Source organism: Chryseobacterium carnipullorum (assembly GCF_003815695.1).
Lineage (GTDB): Bacteria > Bacteroidota > Bacteroidia > Flavobacteriales > Weeksellaceae > Chryseobacterium > Chryseobacterium carnipullorum.
Genome location: NZ_CP033920.1, coordinates 4309959 through 4333855 on the forward strand (window position 1 = coordinate 4309959; position 23897 = coordinate 4333855).

Sequence of the window (23897 nt, forward strand, 5' to 3'; positions counted from 1 at the left end):
TTGAAAAAATATGTATTATGAAACTTATGGCTATAGTACGGGAGGAAATTCTTCCAGGTGATCAAAGTATCATTGTAGAATTTCACAGTGATGAAAATAAAAGACATTATGAATTGCACTGTACATTTGATCCCTATCAAAAAGGAATTCGTAAATGGGATACGTGGGAATTTAAAACACGTCTTGAATCAGAAATATTCATCGATCCAAAGACAGATCACAAATCATATTTCACCCACTTATTTTGTGATGAAGCTACTGAAGTTAATTCTCCCTACATTAAACAGAAAAAGTCTGCTTCTATTTAAGCAGACTTTAATGGTAACAGATTGTTATCATTCAATCAGGGTATGAACAATAAATAATAGTTATTCAACTTCATCCTGGTATGTTTTTACTGTTCCGTCAAAAAATTTGATTGTCATTTGCTGTGCAAGGTCAAAATCTATTACATGTTCTGGATCTTCCTTACACTCATCATCCAGTATCTTTACTTCAAACGGCTCATGTGTTACTGATGATAACGCTCCATGATGTATTTTTTTCTTTCCATAAATAATCTCAATATTGTCAATAAGTTTGGTAAGAGTTAAAACGCTATCCTTTATGTCAGTGGTAATTTTCATAATGTAAAAAAGTTAATTGTCTGTTTAAAATATTTTTTACAAATACTAAGCCAGAATTGATCAATCTAGAAATTTTACTTTGTCTGTAAAATTGGGAGCTGTAGCTGCTACATCAAGAATTGGAGGCAGAATTTTAAATCTTTAAATCATTGCCTCTGCAACTTGTCGAGAGCGGTTTTTATATCGACAAAGGGGTAGAACCAAACCTCGCAAAAGAAGTTGACCATCTTGATCTGCTCCAACGTACATTTTCCAATATTAATTTTCCATTTAATAATTTCTGTAATCATCTCACTTTATAGTTTGAATACTGATAAACATTAACAACAGCCCGGTTAAAATATTTTTTACGCTGAAAAATGACTTATTCATTATTTTTAAATTTTCGATTATTTTTATTTTATTATTTAAGCGGGATTATTCCTCTTCACTTGCCGTATTTTTAAGCTTCATCAAAAGAGTATATGCATTTTTAGTAACGATTTTACTGTTCTTAAAATCCTTAAAATTTTTGACTTGAATGAACTTATTCTCAGACGCTCCCAGTGTTACAGGAGTGAGCTTGTAGGTTTGTTTTTTTTCATACACAAAAACATAATCCTGGCCTTCAAAATTGACGATACTTTCTTCAGGAAGTGCATTGGAAAATGATGTTTCGGTCTCGATATCAGCATTCATATACATTCCGGGAGTCAGGTCCTGATCATACTGCTGAAAATGACAATGCACATCGGCTGTTCCGTCTGCATTGATATCTTTGCTGATCAGAATAATCTCTCCATCATATTTTTTATCAGGCTGCGTATTGGTATAAGCTTTAAATCGTTGTCCGATTTTGAGCATTTGAAGATCTTTTTCATACACTTTAAGATTAAGGTGAATATCGTTGGGATTGATGAGTTCAAATAGAACATCAGACGGATTTACAAATTTTCCTATATTCACATTCACCTTGCTCACAAAGCCGTTGATCGTACTGTACACCGGAACACTTTTCCGGATATTCCCAGAAGTTAAACTTCCCGGATTGATATGGACCAGTTGAAGTTGTTCTGCCAAAGTATTCATCATAATTCTCTGGCTGTTCATCTCAGACTGTGCCTGCTGCATTACCTTATCACTGCTTGCCTGGCTTTGGTTGAGTTGTTTCTGCCGGTTATAGTCCAATTCTGCGAAGTGAAGTTTTGATTTTGCCATCAGATAGTCCTGCTGAAGTTGTATAAACTGGGGATTTTCTATAATGGCAATGACCTGTCCTTTATTTACCCGCATCCCTGGAAGCAGGTTGGTATTTTTCAGATAACCGCCCAGAGGAACGCTTACCGACACTAAATTTTGAGGAGGAACATCTATTCTTCCATTAATTTTAAGGACTGTCGAAATATTTCTCACAGAAAGTGACATCGTTTCTATAGGTGTATTTCTGAGTTGAGCATCAGTAAGCACAACGATACTTTCATCTTTAGCAGGTACTGCTTTTACCATTGCTTCTTCTTTTTTATTACACTGGACCACAAAAAAGAGGGTAAGAATGAATAAAACAGAATATGTATTTTGAATTGATTTTGGCATAATTTATTGATTTAAGTTGATATATTCAAGTTCAACAATGCTTTCATTAAGATTCCAAACGGCATCTGTATAATTGTTTTTGATGCTGATTGCCTGATTGACAAGCATCACAAATTCCAGATAATTAATCGCTCCGTTGATGAATTGCTTTTGAGCAGTTTCAAGAATAGTGTCAGCATTTTCCAGTTCATATTTCTCGTACTGAGAAACAATCTCCCTATTTTTCTGCTGAATTTCTGAAAGCTTTTTATATTGGTTTTTTATGGTAAACTGAGCATTCTGTAAATCATTTTCACTTACAGATTCTGCAATTTTGGACGCTTGAATTCTTGCTTTTTGTCCACCAGAAAAGATGGGAACAGAAACACCGACCTGAACAGAATGAAACTGTGGGGAGGCATTATATACGTTGTCATCTGCACCCATTCCGCGGAAGCTGTTGAGATTATAAGCAAGTTGCAGACCTGGCAATAATTTAGATTTCTCTAAAGCCGTCTGTTGGGCTGTTACATTTTTTTGCTGTTCCAATATCTTTAAAGAAGGATTTCCGGAAATATCACTTTCCAGCCCGGAAGGAGAAAACAGACGGTCTCCGTCCGGAAGCCATTCTGTTTCTGAATTAAGAAGCCATTGTAATTGCAACTGCAGGGTTTTAAGTTCCTGCTCTACCTGCTTTATCTGTATTTCCACCATCGATTTTTGATTGGCTGCAGTCACTTTTTCCAACATATTGCTCTCTCCGCTTTTTAATCTTAAATTGGCCTTATCCAGAAATTGAGAATATAAAACCAATGATTTATTCAGAAGTTTTTCTTTTTCCTGCCAGTATAGAATGTTGTAAAATGTTAGCGTTACTCCTTTTTTCAACTGATATTCTTTTAATGAAATATTGAGCTCACTCTTTTTCCATTCTTCTGTGTACAGGCTTTTCTGTCTTTTGTACACTGTAGGAAATGCAATGCTCTGGGAAACCCCGAATTTCACATCACGGTAAACACTGTTGATTTGTCCGTAATCGACAGAAATTCCTGTTTGAGGAATGTCCGAAGAGGTCTTTATTATTTGTTTTGCATATTCTGATTTTAATTTCTCATTTTTCAGACCCCTGTTATTTTTCAAAGCGAGGGTAATTGCTTCATCAAGACTGATCTTAGTTTGAGATTTCATCACATTTCCTGATAAAACGAACAATAGAATGAGAATAGGAATTATTGAGTTTTTTCTTATATTTTTCATTTTAAATCCTTTTTCAATGGTTACATAAAGCAGCGGAAGCACAAAAAGCGTGAGCAAAGTCGCCATCAGAAGACCTCCTATCACTACGGTTGCAAGCGGTCTCTGAACTTCAGCTCCGGCACCGTTACTGAGAGCCATCGGAATAAAGCCCAGTGAAGCCACAAAAGCAGTCATCAGCACCGGCCTCAATCTCGCTTCTCCTCCATCTACAACTATTCTTACAATATTTTTAGTTCCGCTTTGATACAGTCTGTTGAATTCTGAAATAAGAACAATACCGTTGAGAACTGCCACTCCGAAAAGGGCGATAAATCCTACTCCTGCACTGATACTGAAAGGCATTCCTCTTGCAGCCAGTAAGAATACCCCTCCAATGATGGAAAGCGGAATCGCCGTATAGATTAAAAGACTTTCTTTCACCGACTTAAAAGCCAGAAACAAGAGCACAAAAATCAAAACCAAAGCAATCGGTACTGCAATCATCAGTCTGTTTTTGGCATTTTTCAGGTTTTCAAAAGAACCTCCATAGGTGACATAATATCCCGGAGGAAGTTTCAGCTGTTGATCTACTTTAGCCTGAAGTTCTTCTACAATCCCCTGAACATCACGGTTTTTGACATTAAAGCCTACCACAATTCTCCGCTGTCCATTCTCACGCTGGATCTGATTCGGACCATTTTTAATATCGATATAGGCAAGCTGCGAAAGTGGAATCTGATTCCCTGACTGTGTAGGAACCAACAAATTCTTGACATCATCCAGATTTTTGCGGTCATTACTGTTTAATCTGACCACCATATCAAAGCGTTTTTCTCCCTCAAAAACCAAACCTGTACTTTGTCCTGCAAAAGCGGTATTGATCACCCTGTTGATGTCTCCAATGGACAAATGATACTGTGCTATAACGGGTCTGTTATACTTGATAATGACCTGCGGAAGGCCTGAAACAGGTTCAATATACAGGTTTTGAGCTCCCCTTACCGTCCCTATTATTTTGCCAATCTGATTGGCATTTTTAACTAAAGTTTCCAAATTTTCACCGAATATTTTCAGGACAACATCCTGTCTGGCACCCGTCATCAATTCATTAAAACGCATCTGCACAGGATACTGAAAACCAACTGTAATTCCCGGAACATCTTCTAAAGCTTTGCTCATTTTATCAGAAAGCTCAGGAAAGGTTTTGGCAGAAGTCCATTCCCTCTTATCCTTTAAAATCACCATCATGTCTGAAGCATCCATCGGCATTGGATCTGTGGGAACTTCTCCGCTTCCTATTTTGGTGACGACTTTCTGAACTTCGGGAAATCTTGTTTTCAGAATATGGGCTGCTTTTTGCGTGCTTTCAATCGTTGTTTTAAGACTACTGCCGGGTAAAACTCTTGTATCAACAGCAAAATCTCCTTCTTCCAATGATGGAATAAACTCACCTCCCATTCTGCTTAAAACCACAACGGAAATTAAAAAAAGAACAATGACAATACTGAAAATGGTTTTCGGCAATCTCAAGACTTTCAACAATGTCTTCCGATACATCCTTTCAGTTTTTTCCATTAACCGATCTGAGAAGTTCATTTTATGGTTTATTTTTTTGCTTAAAATAATAGAACTCATCATCGGAATATAGGTAAGTGAAAGCAAAAATGCTCCCAACAAGGCGAATGCTACGGTCTGTGCCATAGGTTTGAACATTTTACCTTCAATCCCTTGTAATGTTAAAATAGGCAGATACACAATAAGGATAATGATCTGCCCGAAAACAGCACTGTTCATCATCTTTCCTGCAGAATCTATGACAATCGTATCCATTTCCTGTTTTGAAACCGATACTGCTTTCCTGAATTTTGAGTTATGGGTAAACTGATGCATGACGGATTCTACAATAATGACAGCGCCATCTATGATAAGCCCAAAATCAAGTGCTCCCAGGCTCATTAAATTACCGCTGACGCCAAAAAGATTCATCATACAAATGGCAAAAAGCATCGCCAGAGGAATCACTGAAGCGACCAGTAAACCTGCACGGAAATTTCCCAGGAATAAGACCAGCACAAAGACAACAATCAAGGCACCTTCCATCAGATTCTTTTCTACAGTACCTATAGCATTGTTTACCATTTTGGTTCGGTCTAAGAATGGCTCAATCACAACACCTTCCGGCAAAGTTTTCTGGATTTGCTCTATTTTACTCTTTACATTTTTGATGACCTCGCTGCTGTTTTCACCCTTTAGCATCATCACAATAGCACCGGAAACTTCACCACTGTCATTGTAGGTCATTGCACCGAATCTTGTAGCATAACCATAGCGTACATCTGCAACATCTCTGATAAATAAGGGAACATCATTGTTTTTTGTGGAGATTGATATATTCTTAATATCATCCAGATTTCCCACTAATCCTTCGCTTCGTATATATAAAATGGTAGGTCCTTTTTCGATATAAGATCCTCCTGTATTTTGGTTATTGGCTTTTAATGCATCGAAAATATCGGTAATGGTAATTCCGTAAGCATTTAATTTATCCGGATTTACAGAGATTTCATATTGTTTCAGCTGGCCGCCAAAGCTGCTGACTTCCGCGACCCCTTTTACCCCAAGCAATTGTCTCCTAACGATCCAATCCTGAAGGGTTCTCAGTTCTGTAATATCATACTTGCTTTCGTACCCTTTTTTGGAACGGACAACATATTGATAAATTTCACCCAATCCCGTTGAAATAGGTCCCAATGTAGGTATTCCTATATCCGGTGGTATTTGATTCTGCACCTGCTGCAACCTCTCTGCAACCTGTTGTCTTGCCCAGTAAATATCAACATTGTCATCAAAAACAATGGTAACTAATGAAAGACCAAACCTTGAGAAACTCCGGATTTCTTTTAAACCCGAAATATTACTGTTGGCTTGTTCTATAGGGAAAGTAACTAATCTTTCGATATCGGTAGCTCCGAATGAGGGAGCAGTGGTTATTACCTGAACCTGATTATTGGTAATATCAGGCACTGCATCGATTGGTAATTGGGTCACCTGATAAGCTCCAACGCCTATAAGTCCAAATACCAGCAATGCTATAATGAGTTTATTCTTCACAGAAAACTCAATGATTTTTGTAAGCATATATAATTCTGTTAAATCTTAATTGAAATAAATAGTCTTTGCTCCTCTCCACGCCGAGAACGCCTGTAACTCTTATTCTCATCAAAGAATTTAAAATACAGGGAATAGAGTCCAGCCAGATCAAAACGGGATAAGAGACCAACACCTACGTGTTGAACCGTAAAAACAAACGGAAAAAATTAACAGTGTTTAGGAGGCTGCCAAATGGAATTTAAGGCTCCTTTATCGTAAAAGAGATAATTGTAGGAATACATTTCTTTATGACCTTCTTTTATGATCGTTTTTATAACCTCAATCCTACAATCCGGTACAGTAAAAATCAGAACCAATGGAGATGAGTGAACCACAAAAGGAAGTTTCTGGTCTGTCTGATAGTCTGCATCTTTAACCGGATGGTCATAATGCATCTTAATGAAAGCTCTAAGCGTTATTTCCGGATTCTGTTCCTTGTGTTCTATAAAATGTTCTATAAGAACGGGGATTTTCAGCAGCTGGTATAGTTCAGTTGTTGAAAACAAATAAAGGGAAAGTAATACTATGGAAATCCACTTTTTCACATAACAAAATTAGATGATTTTAATCTTAGAATGGTTATAAATTAATACGAATTTCGATCAATAGAAACTCTTACTATTAGAAACGTGTTAGCAAGATAGAACTTAAATTAAGCATTACTTACAGAAAGCAATTACGATCAGAATAAATGGGTTGAAAAAAATTGTTTTATCATCCATCGGTATAATTTGGAAATTTATATTTGAAATACCGACTGATCAATATTTCTTTAATGGAAATATCAAGCAGGTCATCATCATTTTACATGATTTGATAATGCCGTTTCCAAAATTTAACCAATTCATACCATAATACTGAAACACACCCTGTTCCTGCGGCAATCAAAAACTGTATTAGATTCAACTCTTCAAAAGCAAAAAAGCGGGTTAAAGGCTTGACATACAACAAAAGACCTGTAATGCCTACTGTAATGCCTACAATGATTAAAACCAGATTATTTTTATATCGTAAAGTGGTGATTACAGAATAGTAAAAGGAACGGTTTTCTAAGGTTAAAAACACGTTGGAAGTGACTAAAGTCAAAAAAACCATTGTCCTTGTAATTTGTTCATTGAATCCCTGGTCAACAGAAAATAGATATACCCATAGCGTTCCGACAGTTATGACCAATCCTTGAATAATACTGGTTGAAAGTTCTTTCCAATTGAAAAAAGTGGAGGTAAAAGGTTTGGGTTTCCTTGTCATTGTATTTTTTTCCATGGGCTCATTTTCATAAACAATAGAACATGTCGGCCCCATAATCAGTTCCAAAAATATAATATGAATCGGAGAAAAAATATTGGGATAAATCCAGCCCAGCGCCAATGGAATAAAAACGGTCAAAATGATAGGAATGTGTATTGAAATGATAAATTGGATAGCTTTTTTGAGATTGGTGTAAATTTTTCTGCCCATCGCAATGGCATCCACCATTTTAGACAGATCATCTTCTAATAAAATCAATGATGCTGCCTGTTTGGCTATTTCTGTTCCCTTTCTACCCATTGCTATTCCTATATGTGCGGCTTTCAGGGCCGGCCCGTCATTCACTCCATCTCCTGTCATGGCTACAATCTGATGGTTTGATTTTAGTGCATTGATGATTTTTAGTTTTGCTTCAGGAAACATTCTCGTAAAAATGCTGTTAGTCATTACACTTTCTTTTAGTTGGTCATCCTCCAATCTCATCAGTTCATCCCCTGTAATACTGTTTTTGCATCCTTTGAATCCAATTTGTCTGGCGATAGCTTCAGTAGTGGCAGAATTATCTCCGGTGATTATTTTCACGGCAATGCCTGCATTATAAAAGTTCTCCAGTACCTTTTGGATATTCTTTTTTGGAGGGTCATAAAAAGCAATGATGCCTTTGAATTGAAACAATAAATCCTGTTGTTTTTTGGGGTATTCAGTTCCGGTAAAATCAGATGTGCCAACTCCCAGGACCCGAAACCCATCCTTTGCCAAGAGTTGTATTGCTTTATTAATATATTGCTTTTCATTGGAGGCAAGATCCGAAACAGCCATCAATGCTTCTGGTGCACCTTTGGCGGCAATAATACGTTTTCCTGAGCGATTTGAAAAGATATGGGTCATCATCGGCGGTTTTCCACCTAATGGATATTCATGAATGAGATGGTAATGAGGACGTTCGTCATTTTTTGAAATGTTCTCATAAGTTTGGTGTAATGCGATTTCCATCGGGTCAAAAGCAATAGGTTCACTAGCCCACATTGCTGAGGTGATGAGTTCTTTTTCATCATCCGAGGAGGTATCGGCAGGTAGAAATATTTTGTTTGAAGAGAGTAAAAACAGTTTTGCAACACTCATTTTATTCTCTGTCAATGTTCCTGTTTTATCCGTGCAGATCACCGTAGCACTTCCCAGCGTTTCAACGGTTTTCATTTGTTTCACCACAATCCCCAGCTTCATTAATCTCCAGGCTCCCAACGCCATAAATGTAGTGAATGCCACAGGAATTTCTTCTGGTAAAATGCTCATAGCCAAAGTAAGCGACTGTAGTAAGCTGTTCAATACCTCTTGAGAATGCCAGTAATTAATGATCCAGACGATCATAAAAACCACGGTACCCGTAATGGCCATTTTTTTTACAAAATTAGCAATTTGTTTTTCCAAAGGTGTTTTTTCTTCAGTAATACTTTCCAAACTGCTTCCGATCTTCCCCAATCTGGTAGCATTGCCAATAGCAGTAATGGTGGCCACTGCCAATCCACTGGCCACGGTGGTGCCGCTGTAAATAAAATGGTCTACGATTGTTTTTTCTTTGAAGACAGAAAGTGATTCTCCGGTTAGGATAGATTCGTTGACCGAAAAATCATTAGAATGAATGATACTTCCGTCTGCTGTGATCAGAGTCCCTTCTTCCACCATCATGCTGTCGCCAACCACTAAATCTTCACTTTTAATTTCTATGATTTTGCCATTACGGATTACCTTGCAGTTCGGTTGAGAAAGGTCTTTCAGTTTCTCCAAAGCATTTTTGCTTCTGGAATATTGATACAAAGAAATGGAGGTTTGAAATATGATGGCCACAGTCAGAAAAATACCATCTCCGTTTTTGCCACTGATAAAATAAATAAAAGCCGCTACGAATAATAATATAAGCATGGGATCTTTGGCAATACGGATGACCGTTTCAAAGAAAGTGTTTCCTTTTTTGTAGTTTAAATTATTTTTCCCATTCTTTTCCCTTGACTGAATGACTTCATTATCGGATAAACCCTGTATGTTGAAATGGTGAATAGGCATTGTAAATGTTTTTAAGACAATCGATTAATGATTAGAATTTGATCTTTACTTTCCGTAGTAATGTTTATTGTATTCTATCTTTTGAATTTCAAACTTCGCATAACTGCAATCTCCTGAAGATAATCTCCATAGTACTTCCGCCGAAAAAGGAATTCGAAAGCCATTAACCTCCTTATAACCCGACATTTTGCAAAGCCAGGTTTCTCTTTTTTTACCTGTCATGAAACGTTGTGTCTGCATGGTTATAATGTCACCAAAGGCATTAAAAGAGACCGTAAAATGAAATAAAATTTCTTTATATCTGAATGATAATTTTGCTGAATTTGCATCAATTGCTGTCCATTTTACCATTTCCGATGGCAACAGATTGGTAGGAAACCAAACGCTTTCTGCCACCCAGCGTTGCAGTTCACCTTCATCTGATGTGACACCTTTATTTTCTGCTACCTTAAAGATATTCAATAAGAAAACTTTTAAACTTCCTGTATTGGCAATATAACTATCAATAGCTGTAAACATCGTTGTTGTTCCTTTCCAGATAAATTGTGGCTGTCTTACGGAGAAGTGCTGTTCACCCGCTATGTTTATATAGCCTTTCTTTAGATCAGTCTTAAATATTCCGTTATGCTCCAGCCGGACTGAACTTATATAGGGCTGTCCATGTTTCAAAACTAATTTAAAATACCGTTGAACAGGTTCTGGCAAATCGTTTAATATGATACTGTCATAGAGTTGACCTGATCTGTTTTTGGTGTTTTCATACAAGAGGGCCAACTGTCTATTAAATGTAAATTGCATCATGATTTTACCAAATAATAATACAAATAATAGGATTGTAATGATGAGTATTGAAATAAGTATTGTCATCTTAGAAGCATTTGGTAAAAAATTATCTATGCTTTTCTAAAGACTAACAAAGGAACTTTGGTATGAAATGAATATTCAGCAGAATTGCCTGCATAGAAAACGTTCTGAAACCAATTTCTACTTTGATGTGTGAACATTATCAACAGAGAAGGTTCGGATTTTTTGACAGCCAACTCTATGCCTTCAAGCAGATGATCATCCTGCTTTTTCTCAGTGATATTTATACTTACAGGATAATTCGCTATCTTGTCTATCCTGCTTTCAAAGATCTTCCTGTTTTCTTCTTTCCATGGTTCTGATGTAAAATTCAGCAATTCAACAGATGCCTGAAGTGGTTTTGCAAATGATACGACCCTGATCAGCTCATTTTCAGAATCATCAAGATCTGAGGCGTACAGAATACTTTTGATTGTACCTATTTTATAATCATGAGGCACTACAATTACCGGAACTTTAGATTGATTGATAAGAGTAGAAGTGATCGTTCCTAAGAATTTTTTTAACACACCGGCCCCTCTTGTGCTAATACAAATATAATCAAAGCTATTTTCCTCTGCATATTCCACGATTCTGGATTCTGGTAAGACAGACAATTCCACAGCATACTGAATAGTTCTGGGCTCCATGTGCATGGCAGCATATATTTCCTCCACAAAAAGAACCAGTCTGGAGTGTATCAATTCTTTTTGCTCCTCCTCATATTCGTCCATTCTTACAGCATCCCATGCGGAAGGTGTCTGCAAATGATGGACATTGAGAAAAGTCAGGCTATATGTATTCTGGGCAGCTAATTGAACAGCAAACCGTAATCCGGATTTTGAATGATCCGAAAAATCTGTAGTAACAAGAATTTTTTCCACTTTTTTAAAATTTAGTTCAATATAATCGTTCATTTCTTTTGAAGAACATTCATCAGATCTTCGAGATAATCAGTCTGTACTTCCTGAATCTCCAGTAATTTTTTATTTTGATTCACAAGCAAATGGTCTATTTTTTCACTGAGGAGTTTGATTTCCAATTCAGCTTTTAGATTAATCTTGTAATCATGTTCACTTCTTACTCTATCTTTTTGTTCCTGCCGGTTTTGGCTCATCATAATAATGGGTGCCTGAATGGCTGCCAGACAGGAAAGAAGCAAATTCAGCAATATAAAAGGATAGGGATCAAAGGACTTTGCTGATAAGAACCAAATATTAATCAATATCCAAATCAAAATAAATGAGAAAAATACAACAATGAAGGTCCAGCTTCCACCAAAAGAAGCAACTTTATCAGCAAGCCTTTCTCCCGGCGTAAGATCAGCTTCTATTTCATCCTGAATATTTTCCGAGAGAATGGAATTGTTTTTAATAGCCTCCATTACATCCAGATCTATGCTTTCAAGTTCTCCCCTCTCTTCCACAATTAAGGATGTCAGGTATAATCTTCGGTATTGATTCAGTTCCGAAATAGAGATAAAATCATCTTTGCTAAAGAGAGCATTTTTCTTCCTAATAAGGTTAAAGATGCCCTCGCGAAGATCTTCTCCTTTCACTTCTTCTCCTTCCCGAATTTCCTGATGACTGATCTTACTGGTTTCCATTTTGAGCTTTTACTTTTATTAATCTGCAGTGATTGAATTCCAGAATGTTTTTTTAAATAAAAAATGAAAATCTAAACTGAGATCCATTTTTAGGCAGCATTCTGCAGATAGGTTCCTGAATTTCCTTTAACTGTTTGGTCGCAGACTGTAAATAATATTTTAAATCATTAATAAACAATTGATTTTTCATCCCGGAATGAAACCGAGGTTTTTCATATAAAAGAATATATAATTCCGGAAATCCTGACTGTATCCCGAACTTGACATCAGAAATTTCTTTTATAAGATATTTGGTTGTATCCCTATAATTCATAGCCGCTTTTTATAATCGTTAATATCATTTTAAAACGCTCGTTGGCTTTGATAACATTAGGCTTATGAGCAGGAATAATAATGGATTGTCCCGTATCTAAAAGGAAAGATTGACCGTCAATCACAATTTCCGCTTTTCCTTCTATAATCTGAGCAAAGGTGTCAAATGGGGATATTTTTTCAGTAAGCCCTTCTCCACTGTCGAAAGACATTACACTGATATTACCGGTTGATTTTTTCAAAATGGTTTTGATGACCACAGAATTGGGAATGTATTCTATAATTTCAACCGTGATATAAGCGGTTGATTTTTCGAGTTCGTTATTATCCATAATAGATTTGGGCTAATGTTAAAAAAATAGATGTTTTAATTCTTTCTGCAGCCTAATGCCGGAAGATTGATGATTAAAGATCTTCGAGATTTTGCTTTCTTTTTTGTCCTAACTGTTTATAGAAAGAAGGGCTAAGTCCTGTTACCTTTTTAAACTGATTGGATAAGTGGGCAACACTGCTATAATTGACTTTATAAGCGATTTGCGTGAGATTAAGTTCATCATAAAGAAGTAATTCTTTGGCTTTCTCTATTTTATGATTAATAATATAATGCTGAATCGTAATCCCTTTCACTTCAGAAAATGTATTGGCCAGATAGGTGTAGTCATACCCAAGTTTTTCACTGAGATAATCTGAGAAGTTTTGTTTTGGCAGCTCATCTGAGTAATGGACCATATCTATGATGACACTTTTGATTTTCTCGATCAAAATACTTTTTTTGTCATCCAGAAGCTGCAATCCAGATTTTATTAAAATCTCTGCAAGTTTTGCCCTCTTATCATCACTGGTTTTTTCTAGGGTTTCCACCAATCCCAATTCTATCCCTACATAATTTATATTTAAACTATCTAATGCATCCTGAACAACCATTTTGCAGCGCAGACTTACCATATATTTGATGTATAATTTCATAAGTTCTACTGAATATTTGCATTGTATAATGATTTATGGTATTAAGACAGATTGTAAGAAAGTATCTTCCCATAGTGAACATTCGGAAAACTAAAATGATGATCGCACCGGTAAACTCAATGATTGCCGGTTTTTATCCAAGTGTATCAACATTACTATTTCTTTGTTTATATTATGACACCACTCTCATGATCTCATCAACAGACCAATAACTAAGAACTTCAGCTTCTACATAAAAGGCGGATGTCTTTCACCTCATTTTTACATTTTCAAGTGGGAGCGTAAGAGCCATGCCATTTTCTCGTGCGTTTTCATAAGCTCTGTCATACAATCACTGGTTCCCATATCATGAAAAGCATCTGCAAAAATTTTAATGTGTTCTCTAAGGATGATGATGATACTTTCATGGTCTTGCAGCAGTTCTTTAATAAATCCCTGACTATCATTTCTTTCTTTTGTCTGCTCTGTGAGATGCGTTAAGCTGAGATATGATTTTAATGTTGCAGGTGCATAATGCCCTATCGAACGTATTCTTTCAGCAACACGATCTATTGCTTCATCCAATTGTCCGGACTGATGTTTAAAAAACAGATGCTTTTCATAAAAATCCGCACCCTCTATATTCCAGTGGGCATTTTTGGTTTTAGCATACAAAATGTTTTCATCAGCTAATATTTTCATCAGTTCATCAGCTACTGCCTGGCGATGGCCATCTGCTATTCCTATTTGTATTTTCATGCGCTTGTTCGCTTGTTCGCTCTCTTAATCTGTTTTTTTGCCTTTTTTGAAATGGGCTTAAGAGATTTTTTTACGATCTTTTCCATTGTACGGGTCAACTCTGAGTTATTACTTGTCAGCACTCTGTTTACCGCTGCCAGAAGTTTTTCCTTTAGTGGTTTTATACCTATTGTATGTTTTACTATTTTTTTTTCCATGATTTCTGGATTTATTTTCTGGATTTATTTGAGCAAGCCGAGCTCAATGCTGGTATTATTGAATGATCTTATTCTTTAACAGGGCTCCATCAGGAGAATAGAATAAAAAATGTTTTGAAGATCCATATTGAACCTCAATTTTATATACTTTAGCTTGATCTAAAGAATTATCTCTGAATATTTCTTCATTTTCTTTGGCAATTTCCCAATCCCTTTATAACCCTCTACTTATAGCCTCCAAAATAGGTTTAGGAAGCTGAGAACTCAATTTTTTATGGACAGCAATCTTCTTTCCTTCATTGGAATACATTGCTTCCTGATGTTCTCCATCCTCCCAAAATTCGACTACAAAATATCCGGAAGCTGCTGAAGAATTTAAATAAGGATTATAATCATACCAAACGTTTATAAAATCTTCTTTAGGATAACCCTTCCACAACTCATATTTTACAGATGAATGATCTTTAAAAAAATTTTCAATCACAATATCAGGAACCTGTTCCTTTGCCATTCGGACAGGCTCTATATCAGTTGTTTTATTGGCCTTATTTTCAGTATTCTGAGCAAATACAAAGGTTGTAAATGCAATAAAGATGATCCCCATAGCAAATACCCTAAAAATTCTATTTTTCATACGATCTTTATTTTGTTGAAGAATAATTGTGTGAATGTTTCATTATTTTATTTTAATAATAATCAGATCAAACGAAAGCAATTATTTAAAGATACCGAAGAAAGTGCCCGTCACCTCATCGCCATGATTTATTAAAAAGCATATTTATAATCTACTGTAAGCTTATTTTTCACCTCCCAAATTCCCGGAGCTTTCCAGGCAATATGACCGGCTTCTTCTTTTGCATACAAAGAATTGACTGTTCCCTCTAAGGTGACTGTATTTCCAAACACAGATACCCTGATATCATTATCCTCAATTACGCTTCTTCTCAAAGCATTTTCAATATCTTTCTTTTCAATTTCATCATGAACTTTTGACTTTATTTTAATATTGTTAGTGATTGCCTTAATACCGGGAAGAAAGTTAATGGCCTTTTTTGCAGCATCCCGCTCGTAATTCCAGTTGAGTTCCCCTCCTAAAGTTACCCATCCGTCTTCTACCTTCACACTGACTTTTTCATCAGGAACTGTATCATTCGATTTTAATGCTGCCAATACCTCATTGGCAACATCTGCATCACTTTTAGTCCATGAATTTGGAAAATTCACTTCAATATTTTCTACCAATGCTTTTACCCCTTTAATTTTTATGGCAGCTTTTTCTGCTCCTGCTTTTTTTGCAAAACTGTCCACTACGCCCGTTAAAGAAACCACCCCATCTTTTGCAGTAACCCCAATCTCAGCTGAATGTAAGAGCGGCTCCCATTTGATGGCGTCCTGGACATCTTTTTGTAATTCTGAATTTGTTTTCATTTGTCATGAATTTCATTGAAACTGATTTATTTCGATAGATTAAATTTACGCCTATCTTTTGCTCATCTCTTTACACAACAATAAAACTTGATTACATATATCACACATTTTCAAATGATTGAATCAACCATTACCGAACAATTGTGATCTGGTAAGAATGCAAAATACCCGCAATGAATACATTGTGGAACGAATATTTAGAAACTGAATAAGAATGCAGGAATATGGAGCTCTACTAAAAGTCTGATATTGCTTTAATATTCTCACTTTTTTAGTGGATCGTCACCAGTAGGCTGTGACAAAAGGTTAATAAAAAAGATCGTATAAATATATCGTTATCGTCACATGTAAATCCTATTTTAGATACTGGAGAAGTGTACCTTTGATTCTTAAGCTTAAAATAAATGTAAATTCCTCTCATTCCATAAGAATTGTATGGTTAGAATCCCGATAGTATAAAAAATGACTCTTCTTTTGAAGAGTCATTTTAAGTTAAATTTCAGATCATATTTAGAAGCCCAGGAGTTTAAGCTTAAACTGAATGGCAAAATTATCTTTAAATTTAGGTGTATTGTAATACCCTACTCTATAGAAAAAGCCCAAATTAAATTGGGAGGATAAAAAATTATTCCATTCCAGACCCAGCTCATTATATAAATGATCTAATTTTTTAAAATCAAATTGATGAAATTCCGGATTTTTCATATCTCCGATGGTCCCTCTATAGATCACATCGAAACTTGAAACATTCTTCCCGAAACTTTTAAAATACCAAGGCAGCCTATGCGTGAGATAAGCTCCCAAAAATTTGTCGTTATAATATTTTCCACCTTCCATTGTTGCAAAACCCAGATAGGACGTAAGATTGAAATTCAACCCACCATTTCCATTCCCCAGCCCGTTGAGTGTAAAATTTTTCCAGATCGGAGCATCACCTGTCACTAATCCTCCATACAATCTCACTCCGGTTAAACCAAGCTTAGTTTTAAAATTCTGAACAAATAAGGCATCAAACCTACTGAATTGCAAATCACCTCCCAGAGCCTTGTACCCTTGCTCATAATTAAGATAGAATTCCGGAAGATTCTGTTCGTAGGTATATTTTCCGGTAGGGGTCATAATATTTTTAGAATTGGGTGAATATTTTAGGGTGATGGTGGATGATGCGATATCGAAGCGACTTCCAAGCTCTTTAAAATTGTAGTTAAATTTAGATTCTTCCTGCGTTCTTTTAGTGGCAATGTTAATCGTTAATGCATTGGTAAAGTCATTTTCATAACTCACTTTAAAACCTTTATAACCAAAAAAAACGTTATTATTAAGCGCAACTCCGGAGTTCATTATTTTCATTCTGAAATTCCATAAGTTTTCTGAAAAGCGTCCGGCTGCCATGACATCATCAAAATATTCAGCCCGGAAAAATGAATTTTTCTCCAATGTTGTACGGACATCAACCCCCACTCCGTATTTAAAATCCTTATCATAAATACCATAAGCAAAATAAGCATCCGGAGAAATATACCTGTTGAACTTTTCATTCAGTTTGACACCAGCCCCCAGTCGGATATGTTCATATTTGTTGTACCCAATGACTTTAGACAGGTCAAAATCCAGCATTCCCAGCCTTACCTTACCTTTGAGCAAACCGGTTAATGCTTTTGCTTTCTGACTGAGCTTATATTTGGCGCTTAAGCTGTCGATTTTTGTATAGGTAGCTTGTTCTCGGTCCGTCAGATTTTCAGTACGGTACTGATCAATCTCATTTCCGTCAGAATTTTTAACGCTGATCGTATAGCCTTTAAAATCTTCAGGTTTTTCTTCAATAGAAGTTTTGAAATCAAAATAATCCGCAGTGACAAAAGCATAACTGCCAAACTTTTTTATGTGTTTTTTTTCGGAATCTTTTTCTTCTTTCGTTCTTTTTTTATCCTTTTTATCATCAGTATCAAAAGAGGCAGACCCCATTTTCAGTTTATAATTTTCTTTGACAAGAAACCATTTATTTTCAATAGGTTTCCAAATGCTCGTAATACTTCCTTCACTTTTAATTTTACTATTACTTTCTATTTTTTTCAGAGCGTAGCTCGCTTTGTCTACATAAAGATAGCCATTGAATTTTTTTTGTTTGGGAGATTGCTTATAATCAACCTGGCGAAAACGGATCACATAATTCTCTCGTCCTTCTATTTCAATAGAATCTGTTAAAAAGAAACGATAAAGATTCCTATTTTCCTCACGTACCTCCTTGGGAATCTGATTTCTGTTGGAGCGGAAAGCCATCAGCTCATAGATAGGCTCTTTCAGACCGGCAACTTTATTATCCAGAATGTTGATTTTCTCACCATATTTTTTTGAATACAGATTTTGAGAAGCTCTTTCCCATAAAAAGATTTTGCTTCCCCCTACAAGCTTCATCAGATTGACAGACTCCAAAGAATCTTTTTTCTTTGTTGCTTTCATGGGAAGTTGAGGGATCTTTTTAAGTGAATCTATACGGTTGGCAATATAAGCGTTATAAGCTTTGATACTGTCTTCGTCAAAATCCAGAGAAATTTTCTCATAGGATTTAAATGCGTAAGATTCTAAACTCTTAGGAGAATTTTCGTTGTAATTTTCGTTGACTTTCCTGAGAATTTCCAATGCTCTGGGATCACTTTTATCCTCCAAAACGATAGCCTGAATATTTTCAACGTTGGGGTCGGCCTTCATTAAAAAGACCTCCATCACCTTATCAACGACAACATCATCATTCTGGAATCCTCTTGCAGAAATTTCCACTTTTTTACATTTTGTTTTAAAAACAGATATCCCTGATCCATCTGTTTTTCCTATTATTTTGCTGTTACAAGACACTGTTGCATTAGAAATTGGAGACTGATCTCCGGAATTTCTTACAATGACTTTTGACTGTGAAAAAATGCTGAGATACCCAAATGATAACAGCAGGATAAAAATTTTTTTCATATTTATTTTTAGCTAGTGGATTTAATGTATTTTATGATCAGTTCATTCCGTTTTATAGTAAGAATTACTGCTAACATAACACAGAATTGAACTATTGCAAAAATTGGGCTATCCTGTTTCATTTTATACAACAAATAAAATCTATTACTTAACAATAGTAATGAAAATGCTTATATTAATGGGTTTTACATTTAATTTCCTCTTTATTGAAAGGCAGTTAAGATTTAGCCCATGAGAATTGCAATTTTCAAAAACCAATCAGTTAGCTAGCTACTTTGAAAATAAAATAAATCTAAATTCCCTTTATCCATTATTAATCAGAAATTTACTGACACAAAACATACAGCATGCAGTGATAAATACTCTGCTCTTTTGAATTATAAGCAAGGATAATCCATACAAATCAGATTTGTATACCACGAATTATTAAATACTATTTATGAAAAATTTTGAAAGCCTAAAAAGAATGGCAACTAAATTCTCAAGAGAAAAGATGAAAACTATTAATGGAGGTATGCAGTGGACAGATCAGAGGAGTTGTAATATTGAAGACGAAAGGCCGGGAGCTGATCCAATGTGGTGGCGCTTTTTCTGTAATTTGACACGATATCCTTCAATTAAGATATATGAAAGAAATCCCCACCTCATAAGTGGGGATTCGTTTATTTAGAGCGGTTGCTATTTTGTCTGGAAAAAAATACCAAAATCAATTTAAACAACTCTTTTTATGGTAAAATTATAGGTAATAACAGGGAATTACACACTGGCATTATCGTCCTGAACCAAGCATTTTTATCCAAGATGCCTTATAAACAGGGTTACTAAGCGATTCTACATGGTAGGGATTGCTATAGTTTATATTAGTGCTGGAAACATTTTGATTTCCTACAAATAGATTACCACTTGGTATACGCATTGCCTTGCATTTTGCCGCTAACTGTTGAGATGCGATTTCCTTTACATGGTAAGCGGCATAGATATTTGAAAGCGGTGTAACAAATTGTTGAGAATACCATCCGGCTATTTGCTTTGTTCTTGAATTGCTGTAATCCCATCCTCCGGAAAAGCTAATCACCCTCGCAACTGATGCATTTTTGGCTATAAATTCGGCCATACCGCCACCCTGTGACTGGCCTCCTACAGCAATCTTGCTCCATGCGGGCCTGCCTGTACTTTGATTCAGGTATTGTGACCATTGCCCCCCTGGATCATTGATTGACAAATATTTAAAAAGTTTGATCAGACGTGGGATAATAGCATCCTGATATTGATCTGGAATATCTGGAAAGGAAGTATCTCCGTAGATCCGCTGACGACGGAATTTAGCTGCACAATTGACATCAACATCTAACTTTGGCCCTATGCATATTTGGGATACACCAGGATCAGTAATGAAAGAAAGCGCGACAATCCTGTAGCCCTGATTTAGTGCTGTTTTAAAAAATTCAGCGGGAACATTCCTGGTCGTTCCGCCGGTACCGGTGAGCCATAACAATACTTTGTTATTTTTAATCGCTCCGTCGTAATACACAATATGGTCATGATCCCACTGATATACCGAAGGATCCGCCTGGCTGGGTTTTACATGCACTTCGTTGAACTAAACCTCCGGTAGCTTTTCCCTTCGCTGTTTTATTAACTTTGGTAAAACAACAAAAAATCTTTAAAATGGCTACAAAAAAAAATCTCCGGAGGAGTTAAGGGTAAACAAAATTCTGAACCGCGCCTCGAGCGAAGTTAGTGGTTTTGCTGAACTGCTGCAACGCTTTGAGCGGAATATTTCTATCCTGGGCAGGAGCCCCAGAACCTTTGATAATTATTCCCGTCATGTGGCGGCCCTGGCGCTGCATTTTAAAACCCTGCCTACCGAGTTGGATCCCGAACAGGTCAAAGATTATCTTTTTGAACTGCAGCAACGCTCGAAAACTCCTTCCCAAACTTACTTTAAACATACCGTTTATGGACTTCGCTTTTTATTGAAAACTGAAGGCCTGCCTTATAGTTTTCTGCATCTTCCCGCCATTCCAAAAGTAAACAAACTGCCTGTGATCCTGAGCCGGGAAGAGATCTGGCGTATGCTTCAGAGTGCCGAACTCCTGAAACATAAACTGCTCATCGGTCTGATATACGGCTGTGGACTGCGCTGCATGGAAGTAAGGAATATCGAACTTCAGCATCTGGATTTTGACCGGAAGATGTTGCATGTTGTTCAGGGTAAAGGGAGCAAAGACCGTTACGTTCCCTTGTCGGAACATTTGATCCGGGGACTGAAAACCTTCATCAGTATTGAGAATCCGGTTCAGTATTTATTCAATGGAAACCATAACAGGAATATTGAAGAGATTGATGCGCTCAGCACAGGGGCTTCACGGTCTGCCAGCAAAGATTTCGATTCCCGCTACAGCCAGCGCGGTGTGCAGTGGGTAATAAAAACCATTTCTAAAAAAGCCGGCATCACCAAAGACGTTCACACCCACACGTTGCGGCATTCTTATGCCACACACCTTTTGGAAGACGGCGTTCCGATCATCATGGTACAGAAACTTCTGGGTCATGAGCGTATTGAAAGTACAATGGAATATCTTCATGTGTGCCAGCTCTCGGACCAAAAACCGCACAGTCCTTTGGATACGGTATTTACTTTATGCAGCAGGAATGCAGGCCCGAAGTAAAGGTGCGAGTGTAGCAGAAGTTCTTCGCAAAATCAATTTATCATCCCAAAACTTCAGCGTTCATCAGGAAAAGACGCTTAGGGCATTGTCCAACTGCCGGACTTCTGCCTTGGGTGGTCATATTGATACGTGTGATGGTTGCGGAAATCTTTCCATCAGCTACAACTCCTGCCGTAACCGGCACTGTCCGCAGTGTCAGGGACACAAAAAGGAAGAATGGATCCAAAAGCGCGAACAGGACCTCTTGCCCTGCAGCTATTACCATGTGGTTTTTACCCTGCCGGAGGAGTTGAATGGGCTAGCAATATCCCAGCCCCAACTCATTTACAAAGCCTTATTTGAGGCCGCCTGGGCTACTTTAAACCAGTTCGGCAAAACCGAAGGCCTTCAGTTGGGAATGATTGCCATACTTCACACATGGGGACAAAATCTGAGCCTTCATCCGCATCTGCACTGCATTGTGCCGGGAGGTGGTCTCACGATGCAGGGAAAATGGAGAAAGAAAGTAAGGACGGATAAGTTTCTGTTTCCAGTAAAAGCGCTGAGCAAAGTCTTTCGGGCAAAGTTTGTGACTTCCTTAAGAGCCTGTGGAATTACTGACCGGGATTTAATGGAGAAACTCTTCACCAAGAACTGGGTCGTATATGCCAAGCGGCCTTTTGGCGGCCCGAAACAGGTGATCGAGTACTTGGGGAGATACACTCACAAAGTCGCCATCAGCAATCACCGCATAAAAGAAGTGACGGATCAGCAGGTCCGTTTTGAGTACAAAGATTACCGCAAAGGCGGCGAAAAAAAGGAAATGACTCTTGCAAACACGGAGTTTGTCCGGAGGTTTTCGATGCATATTTTACCGAAAAGATTTGTAAGGATCCGGCATTACGGCATCCTGAGCAGCAGCTGGAAGCGTGGGAAACTGCAGGCACTGCAATCCGATTTGAAAATCAGAGTTACTGCAGCAAAACCGAAAACTTTGCTCCGGAAATGTCGAAGTTGCAAGGAAGGAAACTTAGTCACTATAGCTGTTTTCGGGCAGCGCGGTCCGCCACCGGAATTTCTTTTCGTTATCCAACCATTGTCTGCAAAATAACCTTTGCGGGTAAGGGAATTTATATGCTGCAGCGAAGAAAAACCTGCAGAAAACCACTCATAAAGGCTACCAAATGCCACAAAAAAAGCAGTCATTCCAAAAAACTGCTTTGTTACCCTAAATCCTAAAATCGAAAACTCCATAGACGGCCAAAAAAGCTCCCGGAGCTTCCGTTCAACGGGCTTTCATCTCGTGTCCTGCGGACAAGACGAAAGCTTAGTTATTATAGCCAGGAAATCTTACAGAAAGATTATTTATTTTTTGCCCTTCTGTATTCATGTAAGAACTGATCTGATTTTCTTCAGACATCTGCGTATTTTTCACATTCAGATCATCTGCCTGATTTGAGCAACTCGACAAGGCAATAAACACCAGACCAAATAAAAATGTTTTTTTCATAATTTTTATTTTTGTGGTACAAATGAAGGAATAAAGCTGAAGTTTTAAAAAAAAATAAACCCCCAAGAAAGCCTCTAATTTCAATAACATGATAATCAAGCAATTAAAAGACATTATTAAAGTTGCATGCTTGTATAAATCTCCAAAATGGGAGAAATAATACAGATTACTGGATTTATCTTTTGTGGAAAAAAGCAAACTTGAATTCAATTCATCTTCAAAATTCTGCAATTTTTTCTGCAACTTGGGATCAGTTGAAGAAAAGTAAAAAAACAGGGTTAAGGATAAAATGTACTAAAAGGCATTTTTTTAACAGATTGAGTAAATGATTACGCTTTTCTTAGCGATCAAAACGCTCTCTTTTATAGAAGCTGCAAGCCTTAATATTTCGTTTCAGTTTTTAATAATCTTTTTACTGTTGATTGTTCCTCCTGTATGTTCTGATAACGCAGAATAGCCAGTAGATACTTCAGGAATAAATAGCTTCTTACCGTTCCAATCTCTGATTCTTGGGGCAAATTTAAATCCCAATACCTGCATCAAAGCAAACACATGGTCGGTAAACCCTGAAGTATGCGTATAATGTTCTTTTAAAGGGAAACTGACAGTTAGACAATATCATACAGAATAAAGTGATGGCAATGTATTTTCTATGGTATCAGAGATTGAAAGAGATTTGATTTCTAAAAGAACAAAAGAGGCTTTGCAAACAAAGAAAGCTAGTGGAATAAAATTAGGAAGACCAAAAGGCCAGAAAAAAGTAAACTCGATGAATGCAGAAGTGAAATAGAAGCGCTACTTAAAAATGGA

Annotated in this window: 21 protein-coding genes and 1 pseudogene; 4 read left to right on the top strand and 18 right to left on the bottom strand. The window is 36.9% G+C overall.

Going from position 1 to position 23897, the window contains the following annotated elements:
- Positions 1-17: 17 nt before the first annotated feature.
- On the top strand, positions 18-308 hold the full coding sequence (locus tag EG346_RS19705) for a hypothetical protein (RefSeq protein ID WP_123880991.1): 291 nt from the start codon (positions 18-20) through the stop codon (positions 306-308).
- 60 nt (positions 309-368) lie between these two features.
- Here EG346_RS19705 and EG346_RS19710 read toward each other — a convergent pair whose 3' ends face one another.
- The 15 genes from EG346_RS19710 to EG346_RS19780 all read right to left on the bottom strand — a co-directional run bounded on the left by EG346_RS19710 (position 369) and on the right by EG346_RS19780 (position 18926).
- Positions 369-626, bottom strand: coding sequence for a hypothetical protein (locus tag EG346_RS19710; RefSeq protein WP_123880993.1), 258 nt, complete (start codon positions 624-626; stop codon positions 369-371).
- 417 nt (positions 627-1043) lie between these two features.
- Positions 1044-2198, bottom strand: a complete 1155-nt coding sequence (locus EG346_RS19715) for an efflux RND transporter periplasmic adaptor subunit (protein ID WP_123880995.1) — start codon at positions 2196-2198, stop codon at positions 1044-1046.
- A 3-nt stretch (positions 2199-2201) separates the two neighbouring features.
- Positions 2202-6551: a CusA/CzcA family heavy metal efflux RND transporter gene (locus tag EG346_RS19720; RefSeq protein WP_123880997.1), complete on the bottom strand. Its 4350-nt coding sequence runs from the start codon at positions 6549-6551 to the stop codon at positions 2202-2204.
- A 179-nt stretch (positions 6552-6730) separates the two neighbouring features.
- Entirely contained in the window at positions 6731-7108 is a 378-nt protein-coding gene (locus EG346_RS19725) for a hypothetical protein (protein WP_073331064.1), read from the bottom strand.
- 259 nt (positions 7109-7367) lie between these two features.
- Positions 7368-9872 carry a cation-translocating P-type ATPase gene (locus EG346_RS19730; protein ID WP_123880999.1) on the bottom strand — a complete coding sequence of 835 codons (2505 nt, stop codon included), beginning with the start codon at positions 9870-9872 and terminating at the stop codon, positions 7368-7370.
- Between the two features lie 45 nt (positions 9873-9917).
- The gene (locus EG346_RS19735; protein ID WP_123881001.1) at positions 9918-10673 is read right to left on the bottom strand and encodes a DUF6544 family protein; all 756 of its coding nucleotides are present in this window, start codon (positions 10671-10673) and stop codon (positions 9918-9920) included.
- Between the two features lie 92 nt (positions 10674-10765).
- On the bottom strand, positions 10766-11632 hold the full coding sequence (locus tag EG346_RS19740; RefSeq protein WP_073331070.1) for a universal stress protein: 867 nt from the start codon (positions 11630-11632) through the stop codon (positions 10766-10768).
- A complete protein-coding gene (locus EG346_RS19745; RefSeq protein WP_123881003.1) occupies positions 11629-12321 on the bottom strand; it encodes a DUF1003 domain-containing protein in 693 nt (230 codons plus the stop codon). Before EG346_RS19745 ends, EG346_RS19740 begins: the two co-directional genes overlap by 4 nt.
- Positions 12322-12623: 302 nt before the next feature.
- Positions 12624-12965, bottom strand: coding sequence for a cupin domain-containing protein (locus EG346_RS19750; RefSeq protein ID WP_073331079.1), 342 nt, complete (start codon positions 12963-12965; stop codon positions 12624-12626).
- 73 nt (positions 12966-13038) lie between these two features.
- Positions 13039-13599, bottom strand: a complete 561-nt coding sequence (locus EG346_RS19755) for a helix-turn-helix domain-containing protein (RefSeq protein ID WP_123881005.1) — start codon at positions 13597-13599, stop codon at positions 13039-13041.
- A gap of 261 nt (positions 13600-13860) precedes the next feature.
- Positions 13861-14337 carry a Dps family protein gene (locus tag EG346_RS19760; protein WP_123881007.1) on the bottom strand — a complete coding sequence of 159 codons (477 nt, stop codon included), beginning with the start codon at positions 14335-14337 and terminating at the stop codon, positions 13861-13863.
- Positions 14334-14534, bottom strand: a complete 201-nt coding sequence (locus EG346_RS19765) for a hypothetical protein (protein ID WP_123881009.1) — start codon at positions 14532-14534, stop codon at positions 14334-14336. Before EG346_RS19765 ends, EG346_RS19760 begins: the two co-directional genes overlap by 4 nt.
- A 214-nt stretch (positions 14535-14748) precedes the next feature.
- Positions 14749-15168 (bottom strand): hypothetical protein, encoded by a 420-nt coding sequence (locus EG346_RS19770; protein ID WP_123881011.1) that lies wholly within the window; start codon positions 15166-15168, stop codon positions 14749-14751.
- A 131-nt stretch (positions 15169-15299) separates the two neighbouring features.
- Positions 15300-15962 carry a BON domain-containing protein gene (locus EG346_RS19775; protein WP_123881013.1) on the bottom strand — a complete coding sequence of 221 codons (663 nt, stop codon included), beginning with the start codon at positions 15960-15962 and terminating at the stop codon, positions 15300-15302.
- A 510-nt stretch (positions 15963-16472) separates the two neighbouring features.
- Positions 16473-18926 carry a hypothetical protein gene (locus EG346_RS19780; RefSeq protein ID WP_123881015.1) on the bottom strand — a complete coding sequence of 818 codons (2454 nt, stop codon included), beginning with the start codon at positions 18924-18926 and terminating at the stop codon, positions 16473-16475.
- Positions 18927-19365: 439 nt separating this feature from the next.
- Between EG346_RS19780 and EG346_RS19785 the strand changes: the two genes are divergently transcribed.
- A complete protein-coding gene (locus tag EG346_RS19785) occupies positions 19366-19596 on the top strand; it encodes a hypothetical protein (RefSeq protein WP_123881017.1) in 231 nt (76 codons plus the stop codon).
- A 99-nt stretch (positions 19597-19695) separates the two neighbouring features.
- Here the strand turns inward: EG346_RS19785 and EG346_RS19790 are convergent, their stop codons facing one another.
- Positions 19696-20517 (bottom strand): BPSS1187 family protein, encoded by an 822-nt coding sequence (locus tag EG346_RS19790; protein ID WP_123881019.1) that lies wholly within the window; start codon positions 20515-20517, stop codon positions 19696-19698.
- Positions 20518-20713: 196 nt separating this feature from the next.
- Between EG346_RS19790 and EG346_RS19795 the strand changes: the two genes are divergently transcribed.
- Together EG346_RS19795 and EG346_RS19800 are read left to right on the top strand one after the other, a co-directional pair.
- Positions 20714-21598: a tyrosine-type recombinase/integrase gene (locus EG346_RS19795; protein WP_394343279.1), complete on the top strand. Its 885-nt coding sequence runs from the start codon at positions 20714-20716 to the stop codon at positions 21596-21598.
- A complete protein-coding gene (locus tag EG346_RS19800; RefSeq protein WP_079467321.1) occupies positions 21582-22688 on the top strand; it encodes an IS91 family transposase in 1107 nt (368 codons plus the stop codon). The genes EG346_RS19795 and EG346_RS19800 overlap by 17 nt, the downstream gene beginning before the upstream one ends.
- 216 nt (positions 22689-22904) lie before the next feature.
- Here the strand turns inward: EG346_RS19800 and EG346_RS19805 are convergent, their stop codons facing one another.
- Entirely contained in the window at positions 22905-23087 is a 183-nt protein-coding gene (locus EG346_RS19805) for a hypothetical protein (RefSeq protein ID WP_123881021.1), read from the bottom strand.
- Positions 23088-23480: 393 nt separating this feature from the next.
- Positions 23481-23672: pseudogene (locus tag EG346_RS25500) on the bottom strand (Tn3 family transposase); the annotation flags it as partial.
- Positions 23673-23897 lie beyond the last annotated feature (225 nt).